The sequence below is a fragment of the Paractinoplanes tereljensis genome (assembly GCF_016862435.1).
Classification (GTDB): Bacteria; Actinomycetota; Actinomycetes; order Mycobacteriales; family Micromonosporaceae; genus Actinoplanes; species Actinoplanes tereljensis.
In genome coordinates, this window is the sequence record NZ_BOMY01000044.1 from 157,940 (window position 1) to 167,979 (window position 10,040).

Below are 10,040 nucleotides of genomic sequence, written 5' to 3' on the forward strand. Positions count from 1 at the left end.
GGCCAGAGTTGCCGCGTCAGTGACTGTGTGCTGCGAGCTGCTTGCGCACGTCGTCCATGTCGAGCTTCTCGACCTGCTCGATCAGGTTCTCCAGGGCGGACTCGGGGAGAGCGCCCGGCTGGGAGAAGACGATGACGCCGTCGCGGACGGCCATGATCGTCGGGATCGAGCGGATGTCGAACTTCGCGGCCAGCTCCTGCTGGGCCTCGGTGTCGACCTTGCCGAAGGTGATTTCCTGGTGCTTCTCCGAGGACCGCTCGTACGTCGGCGCGAATCGGACACATGGGCCGCACCAGCTGGCCCAGAAGTCGACCAGGACGATGCCGTCCTTGCCGGTGACCTCGTCGAAGTTCTCTGCGGTCAGCGCAACCGTCGCCATGATGTCTCCGTCCACGGGAAAATTGGCTTGCGTGCGATGAAACCCATCGTCCCCTAGTGCCATTCCCGTCCGTGGGCTAGCGACACGTGTCCTGCGGCACGATTTCCGAACGCGGTGTTGACCCTAGACCACGTATCGTAACGATAAGTAGGGAGAGCGCTCTCAGTTCTCAAACAAGTTGTGACGTCCGTTTTGCCACTAGAAACCGCGACATCGCATCCCGGGCTGGACCCCTACCTTGCTTGCCTGGTCAGACGCGTGACCGAAGGTAATAGTAAAGAATCTTAAATGTGATCTGGGTCACATCCGAAAGTCCTTCACATCGATACGCACGGTAAGGCAGACTCTGGCCCTACAGAGCGTGGGCGGCGGGTGCCGGGGAGGGCCCCGCCGCTCATTGCGTCCCACCCCAGATCGGTACGGTAACCGGCCATGACTGCGGGTGAGGACGAGATCGAAGTTGGCGTGGGCCCCTGGGTGGGCGAGTTGCCGACGGACCCGCGATACGACCCCGAGTTGCTTGCCGAGGGTGACCGCCGCAATGTGGTGGATCGCTATCGGTACTGGCGACGTGAGGCGGTCGTGGCCGATCTCGACGAGCGCCGGCACGGTTTCCACGTCGCGATCGAGAACTGGCAGCACGACTTCAACATCGGCACCGTGGTGCGCAACGCCAACGCGTTCCTCGCCGCCGAGGTGCACATCGTCGGCCTGCGCAAGTGGAACCGGCGCGGCGCCATGGTCACCGATCGCTACCAGCACGTGCGGCACCACCCGACGATCGAGGAGTTCGTGGCCTGGGCGGCCGGCGAGGGCCTGCCGGTGATCGGGATCGACAACCTGCCCGGCTCGCGGCCGATGGAGACCACCACGCTGCCCCGCCGCTGCGTGCTGCTGTTCGGCCAGGAGGGCCCCGGGCTCTCGGGGCCGGCCCGGGCCGCCTGCGGCGAGCTCTTCTCGATCGCGCAGTACGGCTCGACCCGCTCGATCAACGCGGGTGTGGCCAGTGGGATCGCCATGCACGCCTGGGTCCGGGCACACGGGGGACCCCCGCCCGAGTGAATCCGCCGGATGCATCCGGGTTCTGCCGATTCGCTTGACGAGGGGCGCGCCGGACCGCACGGTAAGTGGGTGGGTGTCACGGTGAGTTGCCCCAGGTGCGGTGCGCAGGTCCGGAAGCCGGACCTGATGCACAGTGACTGGCGTTGCGACAACTGCGGCGATGTCCCGCCGTTCCACGTAGCCGAGCACATCAGCACCGAGATCGTGGACAGCATGCTGGGCCGCCCCGCACCCGACCGGGTGCCGTTCTGGTGCCCGTGGCCGCTCCCGTCCGGGTGGATGGTGACCGGCGTCGGCTGGGCCGGTGACGACCGCCGTGGCGTGCGCGCCAGCGCGGTCTCCTGCAGCGGCCCCGAGCCGTTCGAAGGCGGGCCGGCCGATGTGGTCCTGATCGCCGAACATCCGGGCGTGGGCCTGGGAACCAGGTTCGCCGGCATCCCCGGCATCGACCCGGGATATCTGATCGCCGAGGCGTTGGCCGACCCCAGTGGACACCATGGTCCACACGCCAAGATCAAGGCGGCTGGGCACCCCACTCCACTGTGGTGCGTCAAGTCCCCAGAAGATCGAAGCGCCTACGTGAGTGAGGCCAAAGGAATGTGGCTCTATGCGGTAGCGTGGCCGGCAAGCGCGGGTTACTTCCTCGCGGAGCATGTCGTTCTGCACGACCTCTGCGATGGGGTGCCGCCCGAGCTCGTGTACGGAGCGCCGTCGCCGTACCTGCATGGAAGGGCCTAAAAACGGGCTTTGACCTGCGGGTTCGGTATCGGCTTTTCGGTCACATTGTTCACACCGAGCGACGAAGCTGATACCGTCAGTACTGCCGCGGCGCTGACCGTCACCCGCACCTACAGGAGAAGGCCCGCCATGATCAAGAAGGTTCTAACCTGGCTTGGTATCGCGTTCTTGATCTTTTTCATTGCCTTCAATCCGAACTCGGCAGCGGACGTCTTCTCCTCCCTCGGAGGGACGATCGCCGATATTGCCCGGGGCTTCGGCCAGTTCTTCACCAACCTCGTCGCTTAGCATCGCTACATGGGTGGTCCTGCTGAGCCGAACGAGCCTCGAGGCGAGGGTGCTGGGCGCCCTCGAGACGAGGACGACGAGAACTTCGGATACACAGACTCGGCGTATGTAGATCCCGAGTACGACCGACGAAGGCGTCCCTATTCGGACGGTCCGGGCTTCTCGCCCGACGCCGGTTACTCCCCTGACGCCGGCTATTCGCCGGACGCCGGCTACGGCGACGCGGGGGAGTACGAACCGCCCGTCATCACCGAGGAGGATCTAGCCGGCCTCGGTCCCGAGGGCGGTGGCGGCCCACGCCGGGTGCTGCCGCTCGAGGACGAGCCGACCACTCTGGTCGCTCGCTACCTCTTCCCCACCGAGCGCTACCGCGGTGAGTGGAAGCGGCACTGGATCCATCTCTCCACCCCGCTCGGCATCGGTGCCGGCGCGACCCTCCTGTTGGGCTACCTGGCCGGCTTCCTGACCCGGCAGAACGTCGACGGCCTGGTCACCGTGGCCGTCCTCATCTGGCTCGGCGTGATCGGCTGGGTGGCGTGGAAGGTCTTCGACTGGTACTTCGATCGCTTCATCCTGACCAACAAACGGGTGATGGTGGTCAACGGCATCATCACCCGGCGGGTGGCCATGATGCCGCTCCTTCGGGTGACCGACATGAAATATGAGCAGTCCGCGCTCGGCCGGATGCTCAGTTACGGCACGTTCGTGCTCGAGTCGGCCGGCCAGGACCAGGCGCTCCGCGAGGTCAAGCACCTGCCCAACCCCAACGAGCTCTACCTGAGAGTCGTCGAGGAGATGTACGAACCGCAGGCCGTGGAGGCCCGCCTCGGCAAGGACGGCGACGGCGACGACGCCTGATCTGAGCCCTGTGACGAAGGGATCTCCGCTCCGCCCGGTCGCGCCTTGTGCGCGGCCGGTAGCGTTTTCGAGTGACCAGAATCGACCTGCACTGCCATTCGACCGCCAGCGACGGCACTCTCACCCCCGCGCAACTGGTCACCGCGGGAGCCGCCGCCGGTCTCGACGTCATGGCGATCACCGACCACGACACCACCGGCGGCTGGGCCGAGGCGGCCGCGGCGCGACCCGAGGGGCTGACCCTGGTGCGCGGGGCCGAGCTGTCCTGCCGCTGGTTCGGCGGCGAGGACTATCCGATCGCCCTGCACCTGCTCGCCTATCTCTTCGACCCGGCTGAGCCACGGTTGTCGGCCGACCTCGCCACCCTGCGCAACGACCGCGAGCAGCGGGCCGAGCAGATCGTGTCGAAACTGCGCGCCGACGGGGTGCCGATCACCTGGGAAGAGGTCCACGGCTACGCGGCCGGCGGTTCGGTCGGGCGGCCGCACATCGCCCAGGCTCTGATCCGGGCCGGCCTGGTCGGGACCACCAACGAGGCCTTCGCCTCCCGCTGGCTGGGCGCGCGATACTTCGTACCCAAGTCTGATCTTGATGTTTTTGAGGGTGTGCGTGCGGTCCGGGAGGCCGGTGGAGTGGCGGTCTTCGCGCATCCGCGGGCGACCGTGCGCGGGCGGGTGGTGCCCGATCAGCTGGTGGCCGATCTCGCCGACGCCGGCCTCTTCGGACTGGAGGCCGACCACGAGGACCATTCGCCCGAGGAACGGGCGCACGTCCGGGCTCTGGCCGAGGACCTCGGCCTGGTGGTCACCGGATCATCCGATTTTCACGGTACGCACAAGACGGTCAAGCTGGGTGCCTTCACGACCGCCCCCGAGGCGTACGAGAAGATCGCGTCGGCCGCGACCGGAGTGCCGGTCCTGGGGTGACCCTCGACGCACCGGCCTGCGCGAGGGGACCCCGCACCCCTACCTTGTGCGGGTGAATCTCAAGTTTCTCGGCGAGGTCTACGTGACCCTCCTGGTCATCGTCGACCCGCCCGGCATGGTCCCGGTGTTCCTGGCCCTGACCGGGACGATGCCACCCCGGCAGCGGATGAAGGCCGGCACCCAGGCCGTGTTGCTCGCCCTCGGGGTGATCGTCGGGTTCGCGGTGGCCGGCCAGACGCTGCTCGACTACCTGCACGTCCAGCTGCCGGCGCTGCAGGGCGCCGGTGGTCTGCTGCTCGTCCTGGTCGCGCTGCAGCTGCTCACCGGCAAGGCCGACGAGACCGAACAGCAGGGCGGCACCACCAACGTGGCGCTGGTGCCGATCGGCACGCCGCTGCTCGCCGGTCCCGGCGCGATCGTGGCCACCATGCTGTTCGTACGCCGGGCCGACGGCCTCGCCGAGTACGCCGTGATCGGCCTCGGCATCCTGCTGGTGATGCTCACCGTGTGGCTGGTCCTGCGCTTCTCCGGCGGGATCGTCAAGCTGCTGCGGCCGGCCGGTATCGAGGTGCTGACCCGGATCGCCGGCCTCCTGCTGGCCGCCATCGCCGTGCAGCTGATCGCCGACGCGGTGGACGCTTTCGTGGAGCTCTACACCGCGGCGTACAGCGGCTGAGATTCTTGTCGGAGGGTGCTGGCAGGATTACCGGGTGGCCTCCACCCGATCCCGCAACGCGGTGCCCGAACAGCTCGGCTTCGACGGCATGCCCGAGCGGCTGTTCGTCTGCACACCGAGCAAGCTGGGCGCCTACGCCGACTGCCCCCGCCGGTATCGATATTCCTACGTCGACCGCCCTACCCCGCCCAAGGGCCCGCCCTGGGCGCACAACTCGATGGGCGCGAGCGTCCACACGGCGCTGAAGAATTGGTATGCGTTGCCGCTCGACCGACGGGCCCCCGGCGCGCTGCCGACCCTGCTCAAGTCGACCTGGGTGCGCGAGGGTTACCGCGACGTCGACCAGGAGCGGGCCGTCTACGAGGCCGCGTTGCGCTGGCTGGAGACCTACGTGGCGACCCTCGACCCGCAGGACGAGCCGCTCGGCGTCGAGCGGGTGGTGGCCACCAAGACGGCGGTGCTGGCCTTCAACGGCCGCGCCGACCGGATCGACTCCCGCGCCGGCGCCGACGGCGCCGAGGCGGTCATCGTCGACTACAAGACCGGCCGCTCGGGCCTGGACGCCGACGACGCCCGCGGATCACAGGCCCTCGCCCTGTACGCCTACGCGGCACAGCGTGTCTTCCGCCGTCCCTGCCACCGGGTCGAACTGCACCACCTGCCGACCGGCACGGTGGCGGTCCACGAGCACACCGAGGAGTCGCTGGCCCGTCAGGTCAGCCGGGCCGAGAACACCGCGCGCGACATCATGGCGGCCGAGAAGGCGGTGGCGGCCGGGTCCGACCCCGACGTCGAGTTCCCCACCAACCCGGGCGCACTGTGCAGCTGGTGCGACTTCCGCCGCAGCTGCCCGGCCGGCCTCGAGGCGGTCGAGAAGAGCCCGTGGACGGCGGTCGAACACCTGAGCACCTGAGCCGTAGGGATCAGGGAGCGCGGGTCGCGGCGGCTCGGGCCAGGGCGGCCTCGCGGATCGGGGTGACCCGCAGGCTGCGGAGGCTGCGCGGGAGCGTGGCCAGCACGGTCGACAGCAGGAAGCGCAGGCCGCGGGCCGAGAGGTCGGCGGTCAGGTCGGTCGTGGGCCAGCCCAGGCCGCCGTAGAGGCGACGGGCCCACGGCGGGAGCATGGCCATCGCGGTGGCGGCTATCCCGAAGTAGGCCCAGCGGGTGGGGCCCAGGGTCAGACCCAGGCGGAAGGCGCGGCCACCCCAGTTCTCCGGGACCGACGGCACGGTGAGGAAGAGCGCCGTCTCGACGCTCTCCTTGGTCAGGGACAGCCGGGGCAGCATGTCGTCGTAGTACGCGGACACCTCGGCGGCGGTGGCGGGCACCGTGGCCGGGTCGAGGCCCATCAGCTCGGCGGCCTTGAGCTGCTCGGTGTAATAGCTGTCGATCTCGGCGGGGCTGAGCGGGACGCCGGCCCGGACCGCGGTGGTCAGGAACGACTCGACCTCGGTCACGTGCACCCAGCGCAGCAGGTCGGGCTCGTCGATCCGGAACTGCTCGCCGGTGCGCGGGTCGACCGCGGTCATCCGGGCGTGCATGCGGCGCACCCGGAGCGCGACCGCCTCGACCTCGGCGGTGGTGCCCCAGACGACCGTGCCCACGTAAGCGGAGGTGCGGGTCAGCCGGCCCCACGGGTCGGCGCGGTAGCGCGAGTTCTGCGCCACGGCCGCGACCGCGCGTGGGTGCAGCGCCTGAAGGTACAGCGAGCGGAGTCCGCCCAGCAGGAGAATCGGTTCCGAATGCAGTCTCCAGGTGACCGAGCCCGGTCCGAACAGCCCGACGTCCCCAATCATGGGATCCAGACTGCCACGGAATCCGACGAAACTTGAACTCGTTCAGAAACGGCCCCCGACGGGGTTTTTCCTGCGGATTCAGTCGGAGTCGCGGCGACTCTGGCAGGTTGGGCAGAGACCCCAGAAGGTCACCTCGGCCTCGTCGATCTCGAAGCCGTGCCCCTCGCCGGGGTTCAGGCAGGGCCGCTCGCCGACGGCACAGTCCACGTCGGCGATGGTGCCGCAGCCGCGGCAGACGATGTGGTGGTGGTTGTCGCCGACCCGGGCCTCGAAGCGGGCCGGGCTGCCGGCCGGCTCCAGGCGCCGGGCCAGACCGGCCCGGGAAAGGGCTCCGAGTACGTCGTAGACGGCCTGGGTGGAGACCGAGTCGAGGCGGCCGCGAACCCGGCGGGCGATGTCGTCCACCTCCAGGTGGCCGCCCTCGGTCAGCACGTCCAGAACGGCGAGGCGCGGCTTGGTGACTCGCAGGCCGTGATCACGCAGCAACTCCTCGCCGGTGGACATTTGTCCATGACAACACGGTTCCCCGGAAACCCCAACACATAAGGTCATCGGGGCAGCCGGTGAACCGGATCGCGCGGACGGGCGTAAGCGCACACAGCGGATGCTTGCGCCGTCAGATACTTCTAAGCTGGCGGTCTGTTCATGATCGAGGAGGCGTCTTGTTCGACCAGGTAAACGGCCTGCCGGTGCACGCGTTGGTGCTGCATGCGGCGGTCATCTTCGTTCCGCTGCTGGCACTGGGCGCCATCGTCTATGCGCTGGTCGGCAAGTGGCGGCCGAAGATCGAGTGGGCGGTCGTGCTGCTCGCGGTGGCCGCACCGGCCTCCACGTTCGTCGCCAAGGAGTCCGGCGAGAAGCTCTACGACCGGTTGCTCGGCCTTGGCCTGTCCGGCAAGGGCAAGGAGCTCCTCGACGAACACATGAGCTTCGGCTCGAAGACCTTCCTGTTCTCGCTGGCGCTCGGCGTGGTCAGCCTCGTCCTGGTCTTCCTGACCCGCCGGGGCGGCCTACCCAAGATCGCCGAGTGGGCCTTGGCCGCGGTCGTGGTCATCCTGGCCGGGCTGTCCGCCTACTACGTCTTCCGCACCGGCGACTCGGGCGCGACCGCCGTGTGGGGCCAGTACTGACAAACGCTGACCGCCCGGCCCGTCACGCGGGCCGGGCCGTCACCGCGGGCCAGGCCGTTACCGCGGGCCAGGCCGTTACCGCAGGCTGGGCCGTCACCGCGGGCCAGGCCGTTTTCGCGGGCTGGGCCGTCACCGTGGGCCAGGCCGTCACGGCAGGCCGGGCCGTTACCGCAGGCCGGGCCGTCGCCGCGGGCTGGGCCGTTACGGCATGCCGGGCCGTTATCGCTGGCCGAGCCGCGCGAAGCGCGGCGGGCCGTCAGAACAGGGCTCGGGCGCAGAGCAGGCACATCAGGATCACCGCGATCGCGCCCGCGACCAGGCCCACGCCGTAGGTGACCGTCCGGGCCGAGCCCTCGGCGTCGTCCAGGGCGTCCATGTCCTGCCCCGGTAGGGCGCGCGGCGGGGGCGGCTGAGCGATCGTCGGCGGGCGCCACGCGGCCGGTGGTGGGTCTGCCCGGGGCGGACCCGGGTAGTTGTCGGCGGGCGTGCGCCTCGGCGCGGCGGCCGGGGGCGGGGCAGGCTGGACGGACGACGGGTCGGGGCGCTGCCAGTACGCGTCGTCGTCCGGGACGCCGGTGGGGGAGCTCACGTTCACCGACGGTACAACCGGAGGGGGAAGACGGTTGCAGCGGCGCGGCTTAGGCTCATAGCCGTGGACATTCTGGATGAGCCAGAGCGCGACAGCGACGCCGAACGTGAGGTCGACTTCGAGTCGGAGGAGGCCGCCATCCTCCCCGACCAGACGCGCGACGACACCGGAGTCGGCTGGGGCGAGCGCAGCGACGACAACGACGAACGCCTGCTGGAGGACCGCCCGCCGCACTGGGGCTGATCCGACCGGCTTCGAAAACCGACCCCGGACGAGGGGCGCGCCCTAGTTCTGGGCGGCAGGGCCGTGTGGCGGCCTCGTGGGGCTGGCCGCGGCCAGGCGGCAGGCATGTCTGGGCCGGGCGACGGCCTATCGCGGAGCCGGCCCAGCTCTCGGCCGTGCCGGCCCAGCTCTCGGCCGTGCCGGCCCAGCTCTCGGCCGGGCCGGCCCAGGCCTCGGCGGTGCCGGATCAGGCCTTAGCCGGGTCGGATCAACCTTCGGCCGGGTCGGATCAGGCCTTAGCCGGGTCGGATCAACCTTCGGCCGGGTCGGATCAGGCCTTAGCCGGGCCGGATCAGCCTTCGGCCGGGCGGGATCAGGGCCTTAGCCGGGTCGGATCAGGATGGCGAAGCCGTCGCCAGGTGTGGATGCTGCCCGCTCGGCCTCGGGTCGGGAGAGGGCGAGCAGCAGGCTGCCGGTCGTTGGGTCGCTGGCCCCGCTGACTGCCAGGACCAAGGCGGACGTCGCCACCGGGCCGCCGTCGCTGTCTCCGCCAACGCGGAGCAGGTCGACTCGGTTGCCGGGGCGCACGAGGCTCAACCCGGCTGGATCGGCCAGCCGGATCGGCACACCCACGCTGCCGGCCGGCACCGAAGTGCCGCCCAAGGCGGCAGCGGAGCCTGAGCCCGCGTCTAGGCCCGAGCCCGAGCCCGAGCCTGAACCCGTGGCCGAGCCTGATCCCGAGCCCGAGCCTGAGCCTGTGGCCGAGTCTGAGCCTGTGGCCGAGCCTGCGGTGGAGTCTGCGCCGGCGGAGGTGGGTGGGTTGCCCCTCGGGGGCGCCGCGGTCGCGCTTGAACGCGGGGGATCGGCCGCGACGCCGGCCCGAGGGTCCGCGCAGGAGCGCGGAGGTGACCACGACACCGCGGCGGCGGTGACCAGCAGAGCCGCGACTGCTGCGAGGCGTAGCAGTGTGCCGCGGGCCGGCCGGTGCCAGCGCACGGGATCGAGGCGCCCGTCGCCGCTGTCGCGGCTGGCGGTCCCGTGTGCCTTGGGCGGAGCAGACTCATACCGGGCCGTGCGTGGCCTGCCCATGTCCGTGCCCTCCCTCGCCGAGGCGCCGTGGTCGCTGGCGCCGGAACGGACGTTAGGCCGGGTGGAAGATCGCTCGCTGCCGCCCTGTGGACAACCCCGAACTGTGGATAACTCCCGCAGCGCCGCCGATGTTGGTATGCGGCCGGCCGGGTCGAGGGCTGGGCACGCAGACGCGCCCGCCAGAGTGCGGGCCGGCACGCGAGCAAGCGCGCCAGGCCCGCCCCCGCCGTGCACGCGAACAAGCGCGCTGGGCACGCCAGCTGGGCACGCGAACTAGCGCGCTGGGC

The 10,040-nt window shown here is 70.0% G+C and carries 14 protein-coding genes; 9 read left to right on the plus strand and 5 right to left on the minus strand.

Annotated features, from left to right (window positions below; all coding sequences use genetic code 11):
- Window positions 1–16: 16 nt before the first annotated feature.
- Window positions 17–379 (minus strand): thioredoxin, encoded by a 363-nt coding sequence (gene trxA, locus Ate02nite_RS35125; protein WP_203812200.1) that lies wholly within the window; start codon window positions 377–379, stop codon window positions 17–19.
- A 432-nt stretch (window positions 380–811) separates the two neighbouring features.
- Between trxA and Ate02nite_RS35130 the strand changes: the two genes are divergently transcribed.
- The 7 genes from Ate02nite_RS35130 to Ate02nite_RS35160 all read left to right on the plus strand — a co-directional run bounded on the left by Ate02nite_RS35130 (window position 812) and on the right by Ate02nite_RS35160 (window position 5,840).
- The gene (locus Ate02nite_RS35130) at window positions 812–1,441 is read left to right on the plus strand and encodes a TrmH family RNA methyltransferase (RefSeq protein WP_203812201.1); all 630 of its coding nucleotides are present in this window, start codon (window positions 812–814) and stop codon (window positions 1,439–1,441) included.
- A gap of 9 nt (window positions 1,442–1,450) precedes the next feature.
- The gene (locus Ate02nite_RS35135; RefSeq protein ID WP_354263894.1) at window positions 1,451–2,179 is read left to right on the plus strand and encodes a DUF6758 family protein; all 729 of its coding nucleotides are present in this window, start codon (window positions 1,451–1,453) and stop codon (window positions 2,177–2,179) included.
- A gap of 9 nt (window positions 2,180–2,188) precedes the next feature.
- Window positions 2,189–2,467 (plus strand): hypothetical protein, encoded by a 279-nt coding sequence (locus Ate02nite_RS35140; protein ID WP_203812225.1) that lies wholly within the window; start codon window positions 2,189–2,191, stop codon window positions 2,465–2,467.
- A 9-nt stretch (window positions 2,468–2,476) separates the two neighbouring features.
- Window positions 2,477–3,325 carry a PH domain-containing protein gene (locus Ate02nite_RS35145; RefSeq protein WP_203812203.1) on the plus strand — a complete coding sequence of 283 codons (849 nt, stop codon included), beginning with the start codon at window positions 2,477–2,479 and terminating at the stop codon, window positions 3,323–3,325.
- Window positions 3,326–3,396: 71 nt separating this feature from the next.
- Window positions 3,397–4,251, plus strand: a complete 855-nt coding sequence (locus Ate02nite_RS35150) for a PHP domain-containing protein (RefSeq protein WP_203812204.1) — start codon at window positions 3,397–3,399, stop codon at window positions 4,249–4,251.
- A 52-nt stretch (window positions 4,252–4,303) separates the two neighbouring features.
- Window positions 4,304–4,927, plus strand: coding sequence for a MarC family protein (locus Ate02nite_RS35155; protein WP_203812205.1), 624 nt, complete (start codon window positions 4,304–4,306; stop codon window positions 4,925–4,927).
- A gap of 88 nt (window positions 4,928–5,015) precedes the next feature.
- Entirely contained in the window at window positions 5,016–5,840 is an 825-nt protein-coding gene (locus Ate02nite_RS35160; RefSeq protein ID WP_203812224.1) for a RecB family exonuclease, read from the plus strand.
- A gap of 10 nt (window positions 5,841–5,850) precedes the next feature.
- On the opposite strand, the gene Ate02nite_RS35165 is transcribed toward Ate02nite_RS35160, so the two are convergent.
- Together Ate02nite_RS35165 and Ate02nite_RS35170 are read right to left on the minus strand one after the other, a co-directional pair.
- Window positions 5,851–6,723 (minus strand): oxygenase MpaB family protein, encoded by an 873-nt coding sequence (locus tag Ate02nite_RS35165; RefSeq protein WP_203812206.1) that lies wholly within the window; start codon window positions 6,721–6,723, stop codon window positions 5,851–5,853.
- A gap of 78 nt (window positions 6,724–6,801) precedes the next feature.
- The gene (locus tag Ate02nite_RS35170) at window positions 6,802–7,227 is read right to left on the minus strand and encodes a Fur family transcriptional regulator (protein WP_203812207.1); all 426 of its coding nucleotides are present in this window, start codon (window positions 7,225–7,227) and stop codon (window positions 6,802–6,804) included.
- 158 nt (window positions 7,228–7,385) lie between these two features.
- Between Ate02nite_RS35170 and Ate02nite_RS35175 the strand changes: the two genes are divergently transcribed.
- Window positions 7,386–7,853, plus strand: coding sequence for a DUF2231 domain-containing protein (locus Ate02nite_RS35175; protein ID WP_203812208.1), 468 nt, complete (start codon window positions 7,386–7,388; stop codon window positions 7,851–7,853).
- 256 nt (window positions 7,854–8,109) lie between these two features.
- Here Ate02nite_RS35175 and Ate02nite_RS35180 read toward each other — a convergent pair whose 3' ends face one another.
- A complete protein-coding gene (locus Ate02nite_RS35180) occupies window positions 8,110–8,442 on the minus strand; it encodes a translation initiation factor 2 (protein WP_438871288.1) in 333 nt (110 codons plus the stop codon).
- A 63-nt stretch (window positions 8,443–8,505) separates the two neighbouring features.
- Between Ate02nite_RS35180 and Ate02nite_RS35185 the strand changes: the two genes are divergently transcribed.
- Window positions 8,506–8,685, plus strand: a complete 180-nt coding sequence (locus tag Ate02nite_RS35185) for a hypothetical protein (protein ID WP_203812210.1) — start codon at window positions 8,506–8,508, stop codon at window positions 8,683–8,685.
- Window positions 8,686–9,045: 360 nt separating this feature from the next.
- Here the strand turns inward: Ate02nite_RS35185 and Ate02nite_RS35190 are convergent, their stop codons facing one another.
- Window positions 9,046–9,327 (minus strand): hypothetical protein, encoded by a 282-nt coding sequence (locus tag Ate02nite_RS35190; RefSeq protein WP_203812211.1) that lies wholly within the window; start codon window positions 9,325–9,327, stop codon window positions 9,046–9,048.
- Between the last annotated feature and the right edge of the window lie 713 nt (window positions 9,328–10,040).

What these genes read in the sequence shown, in the direction of transcription:
- trxA (WP_203812200.1), bottom strand. Translation starts at nt 379, where the DNA reads ATGGCGACGGTTGCGCTGACCGCAGAGAACTTCGACGAGGTCACCGGC.
- Ate02nite_RS35130 (WP_203812201.1), top strand. Translation starts at nt 812, where the DNA reads ATGACTGCGGGTGAGGACGAGATCGAAGTTGGCGTGGGCCCCTGGGTG.
- Ate02nite_RS35160 (WP_203812224.1), top strand. Translation starts at nt 5,016, where the DNA reads ATGCCCGAGCGGCTGTTCGTCTGCACACCGAGCAAGCTGGGCGCCTAC.
- Ate02nite_RS35170 (WP_203812207.1), bottom strand. Translation starts at nt 7,227, where the DNA reads ATGTCCACCGGCGAGGAGTTGCTGCGTGATCACGGCCTGCGAGTCACC.
- Ate02nite_RS35165 (WP_203812206.1), bottom strand. Translation starts at nt 6,723, where the DNA reads ATGATTGGGGACGTCGGGCTGTTCGGACCGGGCTCGGTCACCTGGAGA.
- Ate02nite_RS35135 (WP_354263894.1), top strand. Translation starts at nt 1,451, where the DNA reads ATGCATCCGGGTTCTGCCGATTCGCTTGACGAGGGGCGCGCCGGACCG.
- Ate02nite_RS35145 (WP_203812203.1), top strand. Translation starts at nt 2,477, where the DNA reads ATGGGTGGTCCTGCTGAGCCGAACGAGCCTCGAGGCGAGGGTGCTGGG.